This is a genomic window from Paenibacillus lacisoli (genome assembly GCF_030580655.1).
In the GTDB taxonomy this organism is placed as follows: Bacteria; Bacillota; Bacilli; order Paenibacillales; family Paenibacillaceae; genus Paenibacillus; species Paenibacillus lacisoli.
Genome location: NZ_JAUQTB010000008.1, coordinates 155,246 through 171,013, shown reverse-complemented (window position 1 = coordinate 171,013; position 15,768 = coordinate 155,246). Strand labels below are relative to the sequence as shown.

The 15,768-nt window shown below is 50.4% G+C and carries 16 protein-coding genes; 8 read left to right on the top strand and 8 right to left on the bottom strand.

Annotation, left to right across the window (positions count from 1 at the left end):
- Positions 1-648: 648 nt before the first annotated feature.
- From Q5741_RS14770 to Q5741_RS14755, 4 genes are all read right to left on the bottom strand, one after another.
- Positions 649-981, bottom strand: a complete 333-nt coding sequence (locus tag Q5741_RS14770; protein WP_305024866.1) for a hypothetical protein — start codon at positions 979-981, stop codon at positions 649-651.
- Positions 982-1,008: 27 nt separating this feature from the next.
- A complete protein-coding gene (locus Q5741_RS14765) occupies positions 1,009-2,193 on the bottom strand; it encodes a WXG100 family type VII secretion target (protein ID WP_305024865.1) in 1,185 nt (394 codons plus the stop codon).
- Between the two features lie 183 nt (positions 2,194-2,376).
- Complete coding sequence (locus tag Q5741_RS14760) at positions 2,377-2,946, bottom strand: YdeI/OmpD-associated family protein (protein ID WP_305024876.1); 570 nt, start codon at positions 2,944-2,946, stop codon at positions 2,377-2,379.
- 95 nt (positions 2,947-3,041) lie between these two features.
- Positions 3,042-3,506, bottom strand: coding sequence for a VOC family protein (locus Q5741_RS14755; RefSeq protein ID WP_305024864.1), 465 nt, complete (start codon positions 3,504-3,506; stop codon positions 3,042-3,044).
- Between the two features lie 102 nt (positions 3,507-3,608).
- Here Q5741_RS14755 and Q5741_RS14750 point away from each other — a divergent pair, with 102 nt between their 5' ends.
- From Q5741_RS14750 to Q5741_RS14730, 5 genes are all read left to right on the top strand, one after another.
- Positions 3,609-4,517, top strand: a complete 909-nt coding sequence (locus Q5741_RS14750; protein ID WP_305024863.1) for a helix-turn-helix transcriptional regulator — start codon at positions 3,609-3,611, stop codon at positions 4,515-4,517.
- A gap of 98 nt (positions 4,518-4,615) precedes the next feature.
- On the top strand, positions 4,616-5,722 hold the full coding sequence (locus Q5741_RS14745) for an ABC transporter ATP-binding protein (protein WP_305024862.1): 1,107 nt from the start codon (positions 4,616-4,618) through the stop codon (positions 5,720-5,722).
- The gene (locus Q5741_RS14740) at positions 5,712-6,515 is read left to right on the top strand and encodes an ABC transporter permease (protein ID WP_305024861.1); all 804 of its coding nucleotides are present in this window, start codon (positions 5,712-5,714) and stop codon (positions 6,513-6,515) included. Before Q5741_RS14745 ends, Q5741_RS14740 begins: the two co-directional genes overlap by 11 nt.
- Entirely contained in the window at positions 6,512-7,333 is an 822-nt protein-coding gene (locus tag Q5741_RS14735; RefSeq protein ID WP_305024860.1) for an ABC transporter permease, read from the top strand. Before Q5741_RS14740 ends, Q5741_RS14735 begins: the two co-directional genes overlap by 4 nt.
- Positions 7,330-8,397 carry an ABC transporter substrate-binding protein gene (locus Q5741_RS14730; RefSeq protein WP_305024859.1) on the top strand — a complete coding sequence of 356 codons (1,068 nt, stop codon included), beginning with the start codon at positions 7,330-7,332 and terminating at the stop codon, positions 8,395-8,397. Before Q5741_RS14735 ends, Q5741_RS14730 begins: the two co-directional genes overlap by 4 nt.
- Before the next feature lie 128 nt (positions 8,398-8,525).
- Here the strand turns inward: Q5741_RS14730 and Q5741_RS14725 are convergent, their stop codons facing one another.
- The 3 genes from Q5741_RS14725 to Q5741_RS14715 are packed head-to-tail and all read right to left on the bottom strand — an operon-like array spanning position 8,526 to position 10,464.
- Positions 8,526-8,798 (bottom strand): hypothetical protein, encoded by a 273-nt coding sequence (locus Q5741_RS14725; RefSeq protein WP_305024858.1) that lies wholly within the window; start codon positions 8,796-8,798, stop codon positions 8,526-8,528.
- A gap of 46 nt (positions 8,799-8,844) precedes the next feature.
- Positions 8,845-10,134 (bottom strand): hypothetical protein, encoded by a 1,290-nt coding sequence (locus Q5741_RS14720; protein ID WP_407074365.1) that lies wholly within the window; start codon positions 10,132-10,134, stop codon positions 8,845-8,847.
- Positions 10,135-10,167: 33 nt separating this feature from the next.
- Positions 10,168-10,464 (bottom strand): hypothetical protein, encoded by a 297-nt coding sequence (locus Q5741_RS14715; RefSeq protein ID WP_305024856.1) that lies wholly within the window; start codon positions 10,462-10,464, stop codon positions 10,168-10,170.
- A 454-nt stretch (positions 10,465-10,918) separates the two neighbouring features.
- Here Q5741_RS14715 and Q5741_RS14710 point away from each other — a divergent pair, with 454 nt between their 5' ends.
- The 3 genes from Q5741_RS14710 (at position 10,919) to Q5741_RS14700 (ending at position 13,919) form a co-directional block, all read left to right on the top strand.
- On the top strand, positions 10,919-12,235 hold the full coding sequence (locus Q5741_RS14710; RefSeq protein WP_305024855.1) for a DUF4850 domain-containing protein: 1,317 nt from the start codon (positions 10,919-10,921) through the stop codon (positions 12,233-12,235).
- 291 nt (positions 12,236-12,526) lie between these two features.
- Entirely contained in the window at positions 12,527-13,069 is a 543-nt protein-coding gene (locus Q5741_RS14705; RefSeq protein ID WP_305024854.1) for a GNAT family N-acetyltransferase, read from the top strand.
- 133 nt (positions 13,070-13,202) lie between these two features.
- Positions 13,203-13,919 (top strand): ZmpA/ZmpB/ZmpC family metallo-endopeptidase-related protein, encoded by a 717-nt coding sequence (locus tag Q5741_RS14700; protein ID WP_305024853.1) that lies wholly within the window; start codon positions 13,203-13,205, stop codon positions 13,917-13,919.
- A 126-nt stretch (positions 13,920-14,045) separates the two neighbouring features.
- Here Q5741_RS14700 and Q5741_RS14695 read toward each other — a convergent pair whose 3' ends face one another.
- Positions 14,046-15,746 (bottom strand): GGDEF domain-containing protein, encoded by a 1,701-nt coding sequence (locus Q5741_RS14695; RefSeq protein ID WP_305024852.1) that lies wholly within the window; start codon positions 15,744-15,746, stop codon positions 14,046-14,048.
- Positions 15,747-15,768 lie beyond the last annotated feature (22 nt).

Genomic DNA, 15,768 nt, shown 5'->3' with positions numbered 1-15,768 from the left:
CGTCTTTGACTCATGTTTGCTACTCCATTCGTTTTTCTCAAATCTTACCATAATATTTAGTTTTCAGACACATCCTAGTATTTGGGCAAGCTGTTTTCCCAAACAACCTATCTCACTTTGAAAATGCTCCCTACCTAATCTAAGAATAAAAGTAGGTTTTTTAAGATCATTGTTCTCCAACTTTCCACCTCCATTACTTAAAACTCCATGAGCCATCTTGGAAGACTGCAGGATGGTCATGTGGATTGGTATGATTCTGCGGACGACCATGGTCAGTCCAATCTGTACGTTTCACATTGTTGCGGACAATTTGCACATAAGTCCTGAAAATATGAATAGTCGGCCTATCACTCCTAAAAGGTGCGATGGTTTAGACAATTATCTATCGGGGCGGCGTATGCTAAAGCAGCATAACATTTTGAAAATCCTGTGAGAAAGCGAAGATAACAAGAAACAGGTCAATCATAGTGGTATCTGACCACAATCAACCTGCTAGGTGTATTGGAGTAGCGTTATTTAGGGTATAAAAGTAAAGCATTGACGTGCGTACCGCGATATTCGAGAATTCTTTATAAGGGTATTATATGGGTTAGATGTGTTTTTGGTTGATTGATAAGTTCATTCGGCACTGGGTAGCCCCCGCTGCTTTTAGTCACATACTTCCCAATAAACATCCTGAGCTACAATGCAGACCTTCCCCACATCATCATTACCTGTAAGAATGATTTCTATATTCCCCCTACCATCCTGGACTTTCACTTCGAGAATCTCATTGCTGTTAATCATAAACTTTGGCGGTTCAATCTGAAACGAGCCTACATCAGTGAAAGTCAGTACCCCCGCCTGCATCTCGGGTTCAGATTCATCATAATTTGCTTGCTTCCACTGACACAAGTCGAGTCTAATTTGAACCTTATTTTCATTAAGCAAATATTCAACATTCTCTACAACGCTATCGTGCAAGTCAAAAGTCGCTAGCAACTCAGTTGGTTTAATAAAAATCTCCTCCTACGGGACGATATGAGACGCTTTTGAGCCTTTAGCAACAGGATTACCATTTGCGTCAAGGTAATAATCCGCTTTTGTAGTACCATTTGGATTAGTAACATGGTAATGGTCTTTGCCTTCAAAACCATTTGCTCCCGGTTTTCCTGGGTCAAACCTTACCTTCATTCCAGTCTCAGGGTCAATAAATTCCCTAGAAGCTGTATTCTTTGCCATCCCCTTAGGTGTAACATCTTCCCACCCATTTTTGATTAGTTCCTGTGGGTCTTTTGGTAAGTTATTCGGTGAGAACTTAACATTTCCCTTCCCCTTCCCCTTCCCCTTCGACTCGGCCCACGGCTTGGGTACGTTCACACGTCCATACCTTCCCACCGAACTTGGGCTCCGCAAGCCGAAACCAGGATTCGGTCTAAAGAAACCACTGGCGATGGCATTTCTTGCCCCTACCATCGTGGCACCAGCCGTAACCGCAAATATCGTGTTCTGGCTGTTTGCCTTCACTTCCTGCTTGAAATTTTTACCCATCAGGTACTGGGCTTCCCCATCCGGATTCCGCAAATCATAAGCGGCCTGCAGCAGCTGATTGGCATCATACCCACGAGACTGCCAATACTTTCTGGTGCCGAACTCTTCCTCCGATACGCCGTACTGATACTTTTCCATGAGCGTATGGCTATGTAAGAAGAAATCAGGATGCTTATCCAGATTGGTTCTCGCTTCATTATAATACGTTAATGCATCATCAAGCTCTGCTGTGGCGATCTTCATCTCTTCTCTTTCCGCAGCCAGCTCGAGCTGAACCTTTTCCCGCAGGCGCTCCCACTCTCGGCCGACCGCTGTCGTCACAGGTTCCCAGGTTTCCTCGAACCTGTGCGTTAACCGCTGCCATGCCTCACGGGTTGAGTCCGGCAGGTCGATCACACCGGAATCCGCCTCGGTGAACAGCTGCACAATCCATTCCAGCTGCTTTGCCGTCGAGCCGATCACACTCAGGATCATCCGCATACGCTGCTCGGCATCCCGGTATTCGTATCTGAATCGTTCCCCGGTCATGCCTTCGAAACCCATTAATAAACTGGATAGCGTCTGTCCCAAACGGCTTAAAAGCTGATCCAGCTGCTCCTGTCCCTGTCTGAACTGTGCAGCTACCTTTAATAGATGCTCCGGCTGGACCTGTATTTTGGTCATATCCTCTACCTCTGTTCGTTCCAGAATCCAGTGATGTACAGGATATTTTAGCAAAAACAGGATGTTAATTTACAGTAACTGGAGATTAATTTCACAGGTTCCAAAGGGCTATTCTTCATATAACATAGAATTAGTTAAACAGTTAGTCCATCTTCACTTCTGCGCAGCTTAAAAATTTAACATTCACTCTTCTAATAGTCGTCCATGATCATGCCACTGCCCGTAGATTTTATTATCTCTCGTATTTTCTATGAATCGGTCTAATCTTCTCTTGAACAGTTCCGGCTGATCCTTATTGCTTTGGATCGTGTCGATCCGGACTCTTTTATAGAGGTCTGGGAATGCCGTAAAATTCTCATATACCTGCTTATCCTCTTTCAGCCTTTGTTCGATCATTGGATGGATGCTGAAGGAATCAACATCCATAGCCGGAAGAACCTTTCTTCCTCCGTCTGTCATCAACCCGAGCTTCTCGAGGCGGCGGACACGCGCTTTATTCAATTCAGTCCATGAGCTTTTGGGGCTCCGGGGGGACAGCCTCTGCGCCAGCTCCGTTTCAGACACCTTCTTCTTGACGCCATCGATCCATCCAAAGCACAAAGCTTCCTCGACCGCGTCCAAATATAAGAGCGTATCCGATCTGGGCGTCATACTAACCAAGACCCAGCAGGACTTCTCCTTTTTACTATTTTCCTGCAGCCATAATCTCAAATCTTCCCTCGATCTAACGGGGATTACAGGATCTGTTTTCATGTAACCATTTTTCATATTGCTATCTTTCATGTAGCACCCCTTTATCCGGCATAAAAAAACAGCCTTCATTTGCAAGGCCATTTTCTCAGAGTGAGTTATTGTTTGTTGGATATTACGTGATCAAGGAATTGATCTGCGTCACTGTTAAACTTCCAGGAAATCCCGAATTTATCGACCAGCATCCCAAAGCATGAGGACCATGGAGTATTAGATAACGGCATGACCACATGACCGCCTTGGGACAGATGGTTAAAGTACCGCTCCAGTGTTTGCTTGTCATCCATAATCAGACTGATCATGATGTTGTTTCCTTTTACCAGTTCACCTGTTACTGCCTTCATGGAAGGCAAGATGTCGGACATCATGATTTTCCCGCCTGCAAATTCGATGGATGACTCCATGATCATCTTCAGTTCATCTTCCGGCATGGGGTAGTTGGGATCCTGCGGGATATCTCCGAATGTCACCTTTTTCACTTTAATTGCACTTAAAGCCTCCGCATAAAAATCAATCACTTGTTCTGCAGATCCATCAAAATTTAAATAAGCAACAGCTGACATCAATCATGACCTCCTTCTTGTTATATATGAAGTATAATGAATGAACGGTGACGGGTGTATGTCACCATTTCCAGATTAAGTTCAACAAAAAAAGGAGCATCTATGGAAAAGGTTGAGCGGTTGATATCCATCATTATGATCCTGCTTAAAAAGGATGTGGTTTCGACCACGGAATTCACGCAATTATTTAACGTCTCCAAAAGAACCATCCTGCGGGATATGGAGACACTGAGTTTATCCAATATCCCTATCTATTCCATCAATGGAGTTCATGGCGGCTACGGGATTATGGATGAATACAAATGGGATAAACGTCTATTGAGCAGTTCCGACTTGGAAAATATATTGACGGCGCTCGGCGGGTTGGAACAAATTTTACTTACTGAAGAAGTTAAACTGACGATGAAGAAAATGGAAGCCATGGTTAACCCGTTATCTCCGAAACGTTCTATTCAGCTTTCCTTTTATGATTGGGAGGGCCGGTCTGAGATTCTTCAGACATTGAAGATATGTCAAGAAGCCATTTTGCAGAGAAGGTTAGTTTCATTTGATTATACGGACAAAGACGGCGTTCCAACCAAGAGAAGGGTCGAGCCGTATCAGCTTCATTATAGTGAGATGAGTTGGTATTTGAAGGGATTCTGTTTAGATCGTATGGGAGGCAGAACCTTCAAATTACCACGAATCGATCATCTTCATATGGAAGAAGAGCCATTTCAGCCTAGAGATAACTTATTAGAACAAGAACCTGATAGATATCAGCCCCAATTAGTTACGCTTAAGGCGCTTATTTCACCTGCCATCAAAGACCAGTTCATTGAAAGATACGGTCGAAAAAGCATCGAAAATTACAGCTCGGAATTGTATCTGGCAACCATCCATGTCCCTCAGAACAAGACCGGATTTCAATTTCTAGCAAGCTTCGGTACCAATCTTACTATCGTAGAACCCCAGACTTATGTTAAAGACTTTCGGGATTATCTAAAGCAAATGATGGCTAATTATTCTTGAAGGGGTCGGATCAGCCGTGTGGCCGGGTATACCCGGTATCATTTCTGACGATTCTTGAGTAAAATATACAAATGGAAATAAGGACAAGGGAGGCTGTTATGGAAGAGAACGCCATTATCCGCTTCGAGCAGGTCACCAAGCAGTATGATCAGGATGCGCCTGTGCTGAAGGAAGTCAGCTTTGAAATCGAACGCGGCAAATTTTACACGCTGCTGGGCCCGTCGGGCTGCGGCAAAACGACGATACTCCGCCTCATTGCAGGTTTTATCGAACCTTCGAGAGGCTCCATTTATTTAAACGGGAACATGATCAACAAGATTCCCCCGAATGAACGTCAGGTTAATACCGTATTTCAGGACTACGCGCTGTTCCCGCATTTGAATGTATTTGAGAATGTCGCTTTCGGACTGCGGATCAAGAAGATGAAGAAAGACGTCATTGCAGCCAAAGTAACGGAAGCGCTGCGTCTGGTCAACCTGGAGGGCTACGAGCAGCGGCAGATTACAGAAATGTCCGGCGGCCAAAGGCAGCGTGTTGCGATCGCACGCGCAATCGTCAACGAGCCGGAGGTGCTGCTGCTGGACGAGCCATTGTCCGCTCTGGACCTGAAGCTTAGAACGGAAATGCAGTACGTCCTGCGTGAATTGCAGCAGCGGCTCGGCATCACTTTTATCTTCGTTACCCATGACCAGGAGGAAGCCTTGGCGATGTCGGATGAGATCTTTGTCATGAATGAAGGCATTATTCAGCAGAGCGGTACGCCCAACGACATCTATGACGAGCCGATTAACCGCTTTGTAGCTGACTTCGTAGGCGAATCCAACATTGTACCTGCTGTCATGATTGAGGACAACCTGGTGGAGTTTAACGGCCAGCGCTTCGAGTGCGTAGACCAGGGGCTGCGTCCCAATGAGAATGTAGAAATTGTGATCCGGCCGGAGGATCTGGAGATTACGCCGCTGGAGCAGGGCAAGCTCCGGGTCAAGGTGGATACCCAGCTGTTCCGCGGCGTTCATTACGAGATCAGCTGCTATGACGATTCCGGTCAGGAATGGCTGGTCCATTCCACGAAGCGGGCGGAACCCGGCAGTATGATCGGCCTGCAGTTTGAACCGGAGGCCATTCATGTCATGAGGTTCGGGGAAACGGAAGAAGAGTTTGATAAACGTCTCGAATCGTACGAGGGTGCGGCTCATGTCACGTAACTCGCGCGGATTATATCTCATTCCCTATTATTTATGGATGGTGCTGTTCGTTGCCCTGCCCGTGATCCTCGTAGCCTATTATTCCCTGTTTGATATTGAGGGTCATTTTACGCTGTCTAACTATGCCAATTTCTTCACGCCCGTGTATCTGAAAATGACGTTAAGCTCGTTCTGGTATGCGCTGCTGATCACCTTCTTCTCCCTGCTGGTCGCTTATCCGGCTGCTTATGCGCTGACCCGGACCAAGCACAAGCAGCTGTGGATGCTGCTGATCATATTGCCGACCTGGATTAACCTGCTGCTCAAAGCTTACGCTTTTATCGGCATATTCGGTACATACGGACCGGTGAACTCCCTGCTGCAGGCCGCCGGCCTGGGGGAGCACCAGATTCTGTTTAATGACTTCAGCTTTGTGTTCGTGTCGGTCTACATCTTCATTCCGTTTATGATTATGCCGATCTTCAATGCGCTGGAGGACATTAACCCGACTCTGATAGCAGCATCACGCGACTTGGGAGCCTCAAGCTTTGTCACGCTGCGGAGGGTCATCTTCCCGCTGACATTGTCTGGCGTCCGTTCAGGCTGTATGGCCGTGTTCATTCCGGCCCTGTCGCTCTTTATGCTGACCCGGCTCATTGCAGGCAACAAAGTGATTACGCTCGGGACGGCGATTGAACAGCACTTCCTCGTTACTCAGGATTGGGGAATGGGCTCGACGGTAGCGGTATTCCTGATTCTATTCATGGCCGTGCTGATGCCGATTCTGGGCGGCGGAAAAGAGGTGCGCAGATGAGTGAGAAAAATAGAGCCGGCAAGATCTATCTGATCATCGTATTCGCACTGCTGTATGCGCCGATCTTCTATTTGATGTATTACTCCTTTAACAGCGGCGGCAATATGCACGAGTTCGAAGGATTTACGCTGGAATGGTATTCCGAAGTGTTTCATGACACCCGCCTGATTATTATCGTCATCAATACGCTCGTCATTGCGCTGCTGTCCTCGGTGATCGCTACGATTATCGGGATCGTCGGCGCGCTGGCTATCGACCGGATCCGCCGGAAACGGGTGAAGAATACGATTTTGTCCCTTAACAATGTGCTGATTGTCAGCCCTGACGTCATTATCGGCGCTTCATTCCTCATCCTGTTCACCATTGCGGGTATCCAGCTCGGCTTCACTTCCGTGCTGCTGTCGCATATTGCGTTCAGTGTACCGATTGCCGTGCTGATGATTCTCCCGCGTCTGCAGGAGATGAGCCCGACACTGGTGGATGCGGCACGCGATCTGGGAGCCAGCCGCCGCGACGTGCTTACGAAGGTCATCATCCCGTTTATCAGTCCGGCGATATTCTCCGCCTTTTTCATGGCGCTGACCTACTCGCTGGATGATTTTGCAGTCACGTTCTTTGTGACAGGCAGCGGATACACGACCCTCTCGGTCGAGATTTATTCCCGTGCCCGGGCAGGTGTATCCTTGTCCATCAATGCGTTGTCTACACTTATCTTCCTGATCACGACCGCACTGGTGGTCGGCTACTATTTGGTGTCCAAGGGGAATTTGCGCAGACGCGGCAAGGAGCCTGCGTCTGAAATGGGGGTGCCGAGATGAAGCAGCTGACCCGTATATTCGTGATCGTCCTGGTGGTCGCCTTCGGCCTGATGGCACTCGCCGCCAAACTGAACTCCAGCCAGGGGTATTCCGGCAGCAATACGCTGACGATCTACAACTGGGGCGACTACATTGATCCGGAGCTCATTACCCGTTTTGAGAAGGAAACGGGAATCACCGTCATCTACCAGACCTTTGATTCCAATGAAGCTATGCTGACCAAAATCGGACAAGGCGGCACGACGTTCGACGTCGCGATCCCTTCCGATTATGCGATCGACAAGATGAAGGAAGAGAAGCTTCTGCTGCCGATCGATCACAGCCTGATTCCGAATCTGTCCAAGGTGGATTCACGTTTTCTGAACCTTGATTTTGACCCGGATAACCGTTATTCGGTTCCTTATTTCTGGGGGACGGTCGGTATTGTGTACAATCCGGAAATGGCACAGGGACTTTCATTCGAGAGCTGGAACGATCTGTGGAGCGATAAGCTCCGCAATAATGTCCTTCTGACGGACGGTGCCCGCGAAATTATGGGCATGTCCCTGAACAGCCTGGGTTACTCCCTGAACGATACCAACGAGGGCCATCTTCAGGAAGCCCTGCGCAAGCTGGAGAGGCTGTCTCCGAACGTCAAAGCCGTAGTTGGTGACGAGATCAAAATGCTGCTCGCCAACGGCGAAGCCGCGGCGGGTGTCGTTTTCTCCGGTGACGCTGCCGAAATTATGGACGAGAATGACAAGCTCGATTATATCGTACCGAAGGAAGGCACAAACCTGTGGTTCGACAACATGGTCATTCCGAAGACAGCCAAAAACCTCGCCGGCGCCCACAAGTTTATCAACTTCATGCTGGAGCCTGACGTGGCTGCACAGAACGCTGAGTATGTCGGTTACGCCACGCCGAACAAGGAGGCACTGAAGCTGCTGCCGGAGGACATCGCCGGGGATACCCGCTTTTATCCTCCTGCTGACGTGACCAGCCATCTGGAGGTATATAAAAATCTGGGTAAACGCATGCTTGGCCATTATAACGAGCTGTTCCTGGAATTTAAGATGCATTAAGAGGCCACGGTGCCTCTCTTACCACGTTGTACAAAAAGGCCCCTGCCAGCCGCAGCAATGCTGTGACTGGCAGGGGCCTTTGACTTATGATGGCAGTATAATTGATCTATGCTGAGCGGAACCGCCAGCTATCTCATCTCATCCGCCTGGCGCATCACTTCAACATAGCGCAGAAGCTCCGTCTTCTGCTGCTCTATGCTGTTAATGCGGGTGTCCAGCCCTGCGAAGAAGGCTTCGATCTGCTGGCGCACGCTGTCCGCCGACTGACCGATCCAGCCGTCAAGGCGGCGGTAAAGTGCGCGGGCCTCCTGCTCGTCCGTACGCAGCTTTCCCAAAAGTACAGACAGCTCCCGCTCGGCCTGCAGCAGGTCGCTCAGTTCTACCAGAATTTTACCGTTCATTGAGTTCCCTCCTGATGCTGTTTATCCAGACTGCTTCTCAGACTGCTCAATAGGTATTATCCGCCTGCTGGAATTGATCGGCCTTGCTGCTGATGAACTGCAGGAATTCGCTGGTCCGCTGCAGATGCCACTGGCTCAGCTCCGAAATGGAAGCATCCAGCTGCGTGACGATCGGCGCGAGACGGCGGCTCTGACTGGTATGCAGGTACTGCTGCATCTGCTGACGCACCCGGCTCAGCTCGCTGCTGCTCTGCTGGGCATTCTGCTTCCAGCGGCCGGCCACCTCGCGCAGCTCCTCCGGCGTTACCTGGATCTTGCCGCTGCCGGACGCTGCTGCCGCTGCAGCCAGCTGGGACAGGCCGCCGATGAAAGCGCCGACCCCGCTGCCGAAACGGTGAGCCATATCCTGCAGGTCATCCACCAGACCAAAGGTGCCAGGCATCCGCGGCGAATCTTCAACTCTTTTGCCCGTTACCGGATCATACAGCTCATTACTGATATAGCCGTCCTTGTTAAATTTATACTGGTCCAGGCTGTGATAGTTAGGTCCACCGAATGAGTTCTTCGCCTTATCGATAATGCTTACATCCTTGTTCGCATCTGCGTAATTGGAATCAATATAATATGTAGTTCCTACGTGGCGGTCATATCCGCCCATGGCCCCGCTTGCTACAACATCCCCTGGATGAGCATAGTTGGTGATCTGAGAGTCATACTCTCCTTCTTCAGCCTTACGCTTGGCTCCAGGCGTCAGATTCTCAATCACGGAAGGTGCACTGAACGTAACCGCCGGCATCCCGGTATAAACCGAGGCATACTGCGCATTGCCTCCACCCAGCGAATGCCCCGTCAGAGAAAAGTCGAGATCCTCATGCTTGGACTGCATCTCCTTGGCATAGTCCTCCGCAAGGTACATCTGATTGTTTTTACCGAAAACCGTGATCTTGTCAAGGTCCTTCTCGCGTTCGCCAACCCAGTCATTCACTGCTGTGATGCCCGTCTTGTCCTTCACCTTCTGGACACCTGCATCCCACCAGTCCGGCGTGAAATCAATCTTCTGATCGATGGTCTGATCTACCTTGCGCTTGAGCTCGGGAATCCCGATCGTCGCATCCGTGACAAAGTCCGGAACCGAACGATCCAGACTGGCACTGCCCTCCGTACCGCGATAAGCAATGACGGCCTGCTTCGTCTCCGGATTGTAGAAAGTAACGGCATCAAAGCCTGATGTGCGGTGGCTGCGGGTGCTCTCCAGCACCTCCCAGCCCGGGATGTCCTTGACCTTACCTCCCTCTTTGAGATCGGAGTAGGCCATGTTGGACATTTTCTCATACATTTCATCCGTGATCGGCTGATTGGACTTTCCCAATTACTTTCCCTCCTCCTTCGCGAACGGATCATGCCCCTGGTCTCGGATCGCCTGCTCCAGTTCCGGACTCATTACAAAGTTCTTCGTCGTGTTGTCCTTGTAATTCACGGATATATTAAAACTCTGCTCCTTATGCCCGGCCACATGCCCTTCCATGGCAATCTCGGACGATACATAGGTAGGCAGCTTTTTCTCTTCGGTAATCTCCACGTCCAGACCATATTGGTCTTTGAAGTACTGAATAGCCGTCGCCTTGGCCTGCTCTATCTGGCTTGTACTGCTGTCTGCTTCCTTCATCTTCCCACAACCCCCCAGCACTAGAATGAACACCAACAACGTCAGCCATAACCATGCACGATTGCTTTTTATGATCATAACCTTCCTTCCATTCTGCTCTCGCTTATGAATGTACTGCACAATCTTATAAGATATTACCTCGTTATTCCAAATGAATGTATCCGATAAATGGAGCATTTCTTTGCGTAGAAGGTACTATTTCTGTGTTTTTGCCCAAATAACCGCGGTGTGGGTCGATCGAATTGTGTCGAAACATGTGGATAAAAAAGGAGGCCCCCTTCATATTTACGATAATTACACTGAGGCTGCTGGTTAAAAATTTGTTAACGCGGCTGTAACCCTATCCCTCGGGAACATCGATATAATAGGAAAGCCCGAATGTAACAAACAGGATTTAATGGGTGAAGCTTCTAATTGATTTTAATCGAATACGATCGGCGAGGAGTTACCAATCATGAATACTTTTACAGCTAAACGTGCTGCCAACCTTTTTCTTACTTCCACTCTGCTGGCCTCTTCTGTTCTGCTGGGGGCAGGTACGTTGCCCAGCTCGGCTTCAGCCGCCACAGTACCTATCGCTTCAGCCCGTTCCCTGCCGGCAGTGGTCCCGTCTGGGACAGTCACCTTTAACACGACGGTCAAACAAAAATATGTCAAACTGCCGGTCTATGCCGTTCAAGTCCGGTATGGGGTAGACGAAGATCCTGCGCCTGCTGTACAGCCCAAGGCTCCGCTGCCGGCCGTATCCTTTGCGATTCCTTCCGGGCTGGAGAACCAGCTCGCTGTCTATTGGATGAATCTTGGATATGACTCACGCGGAGCCATGTTTCTCGCTCCGAAAGGATGGATCGCTGCAGAGGCATTAGTAGGAGCTAATGGCTCCTATGGTATTACACTGCGTAACCCGGCGAATACGGCGGAAAGTCTAACCTTCAGCGACACGGCGGGAAGCTGTGTCGGCTGCGCCATCTCCTCGATCGGCAGTTATTTCCCCAAAGAGAGAACCTGGGCGGACGAAGAAGGATTCCCCGGAGAACCGAAGACCTACCAGCAGTACACCATGTTAGGGGAGAATGCATTGTATTACTCGCTGAAGGACTCGAACAACAGTTATACGACCAAGGGTGTCGCCGTTAAGACTTCCCGGACAGATGATATCCTGTTCCGCAGGCAGCAGGTACGTATGACCAGAGACCATCAGCTGCTGTCCTATGTCATGCTCGACTTCTTCACAGACCGGTATCGCACAGGTTATGCGAAGAGTACCTCCACGGCGGACAAGATTAGTGCAGAGCTCGAATTGCTTGTCTGGTATCAGCAGGAACCGGCTAGTACTTCACGGGTCACTCCGTTGATCCGGAAGCTCCCTGACATCGACTGGGGCAAATTATCTCGGCTCAGCGGCACCTCCAGGCTGTGGCCAGAAGAAATGATTAACGATCTGACCCGCCATATCTCGGTAATCACACCCGATTTGTACCTTCCACTGCTCAAGTCTACGAAAGGTCTGGACGGTGCCCTGTCAGAGTCCTACAGCAATCTGATAGGCACCCTCTTCGATCAGCAGCCCGTGAAGGTGATTCAGGTGTTAAGCCGTGCAGATCGGTCCCTGCAGACCTCGGCCGTTCACCTGATCGGTTACCATCTCAGCTACCGTAATACCGCTGGGGTCATTCAGGAACTGCAGCTGCTGCGCCAACAGAAATCCATGGATGCCAACGCCCAAAAAGTGATTGACCTGTTGATCCAGCGTGTGAAAAGTCCTTATTAAACGTCTAACCCGGAGCTCCTGCTCCGGGTTAGACTATTTTCCAATCATTATGGATCAGCTTGGCTAAACTCCTATGCCCATCACCACGGACAGCTGCTCCAACACCAGAACGGATCCTGCCCTGCTCCAATGCCTGAATGACTTTCGGGCGCGACTGCGGAAGATTACTCAACATTCACAAAACAGGAATGAGGCAGGGTTATCCAGTCACTTCCCAGGGTTCTCAGGTATGTGATACGCTGGGAAGATCGGCAATACTGCCAAATCTAAATTAAACCAGGAGATTATATCATGAAAATAAACAGTCAGGATTATGAAGTCAAAGGGGTGCGTTATACCATTCGTCCCGCTGCTTCTTCTGATGCAGCACAGCTGTCAGAACTGCGGTTTAAGCTGGACGGGGAGACCGAATTTTTCGACAGAGAGCCCGGTGAGGCGTTCATGGATGCTGATGATTTTGCACATCGGATAGAGCAGGATACGGCAAGCCCCGTCCATCTCATGCTGTCTGCTGTTGCAGACGGCAGACTCGTGGGCTACGCCCGGTGTGCAGGCAGTGAACTGAAACGGGTGTCCCATCAAGTGGAGTTTGGCGTAGGCGTGCTGCAGGCCTGGAACGGATACGGGATCGGATATCAGCTGCTGCAGCAGTGCATAGCGTGGGCCAGGCAGCAGCAGCTCCGCAAAATCAAACTGCAGGTGCTTGAGACCAACCTGAAGGCTATTGAGCTCTATACCCAGGCTGGATTCGAAGTAGAAGGGATTCTGCAGCAGGACAAGCGCCTGTCGGACGAACAATGGTACAGCACCCTTCTGATGGCAAAATTTCTTTGAGTCAAAATAGTGCATAATTCAGCATTATCCAACATAATACGACACATATGTTCAGAATTTGTTCAGAACGCGATGTTATTGTAATTCCATTAACAGAAAGTTACGAGAGAGTGAGAAGGGATTGCGGACATTCATGAGCAAACTGAAAATTCGGACATGTACAGGAAGGCAGTCTACTCTCTTTCCTGGAGTCCTGCTTATTGTTATCGGGCTAGCCTTGGTCCTTCAACAATATATTGTTCTTCCCGGCAATTCAGCAGACCGGAAGCCATTCCTTATTCCTGCAAGCACGGCATTTACAGAATATAGAAACAGCCATTCACAGCCTCCGGCAGACCATTTGATATACATCAACACGCCTCAGGATCTGGACCATGTCAGAAGCGGGCTCTCCGGGCACTACATTCTGAATGCCGACCTGAATCTTACCGGCTACCACGGTGATCTTAATCTGGACTGGCTGCCTATAGGAGATGAAGATCATCCGTTCACCGGCACCCTGGAGGGACGAGGACATTCCATCTCCGGTATGACCATCGTTACTTTGGACAACAATGCCGGATTGTTTGGCAGCCTGCACGGCGCATCCATCACCAATTTGAAGCTGGATGCCGTCAGCGTTCATGGCCAGCAGCATGTTGGAGCTCTGGCAGGCAGTGCCTATTCTTCGCTCATCAAGAATATATCCGCAGCAGGGAATGTTATCGGCGTATCCAAGATTGGCGATATTGCTGGAGAGACAGACCGAGAGACCCGGTTAACCAACTGTACATCACGGGTTCGAATCGACCATTCTTCTGGGCAGCGTTCAAGCACAAGCAGCCGCTGGCTGACGGTGAATGCGACCTGAGATGAATCCCATCCGAAAGCGACTGCAGTGACATTCTGTCAAAGATCTGATCGCGACATTCATGATGGCTAGTCCTGTGGGTACACGAAGAGCCGCCCTGCTCGTGGGCGGCTCTTCGTGATGAATTTATATCTGATATTCTGTAGCTACCACCCGATCCTTGCCCGAGCGCTTGGCTACATAGAGGTTATGGTCCGCCTGTGACAGCAGGGTCATACGGTTCACCTTCCGATGTGCCGCCGTACACAAACCGATACTGGCAGTCACCTGCAGCGAACCGGTAATCGGTCTCCAGTCCGTGGTCCGGATCGCATATCTCAGCTGTTCCGCATTCGACCGTCCCTCTTCCAGATCCATCCCGGGGTAGACGAGCACAAACTCTTCACCGCCCAGTCTGGCTACAGACGCGGTGCTGACGGCATGTTCCGTCATGATCTGCGCGACATGCATCAAGACAGCATCGCCGACCTCATGGGACAGGGTATCGTTAATCCGTTTAAAAAAATCCAGGTCGATCAGTGCAATAGTCAGGGGTGTTCCCGTCTGGACCGAGTGCTCAATCAGCTCATCCAGATGGGCATCCATGAACCGGCGGTTATACAGCCCGGTCAGCGGATCCCGCAGGGCCATCTCGCGAAAATGCTCGCTGTCCCGCCGTGCCTCCTCGGCATCGAACACATACTGTAAAATACGCGCGCGGGCTTCCCGCTCCTTCGAGCGCATCAGCTCCGCTTCCTGATGGAAACGGCGATGCTCCTCGTAGGCTTCCTTATATCTGCCCTGCGCCGCGTACAGCTCCGACTGCTGCAGGTACAACTGTGCCTTCAGTCCATTCAGTCCCTGTAACTCGATCATCCGAGCGGCCTCCGTAATGGAAGTCTGGGATTCGTCCAGCTTCCCCTGAAGGCATTGGGCCTGGGCCACGGTCAGCAGACATTCCGGCAGGGCGACCAGGTCACCCATTCTCAGATCCGCAGCTGCCAGAATGACGGGCTCCAGGGTGCGTTCCGCCTCTTCGGGACGCTCCAGCAGAATCTCGATCCGTGCAATAGTGTCCAGCTGGAGGGCCACAAGCGGCACATCGTGTTCTTCAGCCAATCTGCGAAGACGCGCCATCAGTTCCGAAGCCGCTTCGGCCTGTCCCAGCTCATAGCTGGTGTGAGCCATATTGTTCAGCGCAAACAAGGCGAATTGGACATCCTGATGCATGTCGGCCAGGTCTAGAATTTCCTGAAACCGCCGGTCTGAATCCTCATGTGCTCCCGTCTCATCCAGTGTAAGTGCCAGTATCATGAGATGGTCCATTCGTGTCTGTGCACGGACATCAGCCGGCAGATGATCCAGAGCCCGGACCGCATGCTCCAATGCGCTGGCATTATCGCCAAGACGGCGGAAGAATGCCGCCAGCAGCCTGTGGCTTCGTGCCAGAATTAGCTTATGCTGATGTTCAAGAGCCCAGGCATGGATCTCATGCACGATGCTGCCGCTCTCTGCGGTTAATCCCTGACGCCCCAGCACATCCGCGTGAACAAGCCTGGCCCTCATGACTAATTCTTCAATACCCAGCTTCTCTGCCTGCTCCAATGCCTGCTCTACCGGCTGAATAGAGCGTTCCAGATTGCGGTAAGGAAGCGTCTCAAGTCGGTCCAGCACAGCCTTGAGCTGTGCCGGGGAGAGCAGGCCCATATGAATGTCCATATCTTCAGGAGTGCTGCCCTGCTCCAATCCATCTAGGTACATGTTCAGATCATGCTGTAGTATGGCCGCCATCTCAATTTCTGGTCTCTGTGCCGTTGTTAGACGGTGCCGAACATATTCTTCCGACAATATGACTCCTCCCTGCACTCGC

Excerpts from the sequence above, each read along its gene's own strand:
- Q5741_RS14715 (WP_305024856.1), bottom strand. The coding sequence starts at position 10,464 with ATGAAGGAAGCAGACAGCAGTACAAGCCAGATAGAGCAGGCCAAGGCG.
- Q5741_RS14725 (WP_305024858.1), bottom strand. The coding sequence starts at position 8,798 with ATGAACGGTAAAATTCTGGTAGAACTGAGCGACCTGCTGCAGGCCGAG.
- Q5741_RS14740 (WP_305024861.1), top strand. The coding sequence starts at position 5,712 with ATGTCACGTAACTCGCGCGGATTATATCTCATTCCCTATTATTTATGG.
- Q5741_RS14700 (WP_305024853.1), top strand. The coding sequence starts at position 13,203 with ATGAGCAAACTGAAAATTCGGACATGTACAGGAAGGCAGTCTACTCTC.
- Q5741_RS14750 (WP_305024863.1), top strand. The coding sequence starts at position 3,609 with ATGGAAAAGGTTGAGCGGTTGATATCCATCATTATGATCCTGCTTAAA.
- Q5741_RS14765 (WP_305024865.1), bottom strand. The coding sequence starts at position 2,193 with ATGACCAAAATACAGGTCCAGCCGGAGCATCTATTAAAGGTAGCTGCA.
- Q5741_RS14745 (WP_305024862.1), top strand. The coding sequence starts at position 4,616 with ATGGAAGAGAACGCCATTATCCGCTTCGAGCAGGTCACCAAGCAGTAT.
- Q5741_RS14730 (WP_305024859.1), top strand. The coding sequence starts at position 7,330 with ATGAAGCAGCTGACCCGTATATTCGTGATCGTCCTGGTGGTCGCCTTC.
- Q5741_RS14720 (WP_407074365.1), bottom strand. The coding sequence starts at position 10,134 with ATGTATGAGAAAATGTCCAACATGGCCTACTCCGATCTCAAAGAGGGA.
- Q5741_RS14755 (WP_305024864.1), bottom strand. The coding sequence starts at position 3,506 with ATGTCAGCTGTTGCTTATTTAAATTTTGATGGATCTGCAGAACAAGTG.
- Q5741_RS14735 (WP_305024860.1), top strand. The coding sequence starts at position 6,512 with ATGAGTGAGAAAAATAGAGCCGGCAAGATCTATCTGATCATCGTATTC.
- Q5741_RS14705 (WP_305024854.1), top strand. The coding sequence starts at position 12,527 with ATGAAAATAAACAGTCAGGATTATGAAGTCAAAGGGGTGCGTTATACC.
- Q5741_RS14760 (WP_305024876.1), bottom strand. The coding sequence starts at position 2,946 with ATGAAAACAGATCCTGTAATCCCCGTTAGATCGAGGGAAGATTTGAGA.
- Q5741_RS14710 (WP_305024855.1), top strand. The coding sequence starts at position 10,919 with ATGAATACTTTTACAGCTAAACGTGCTGCCAACCTTTTTCTTACTTCC.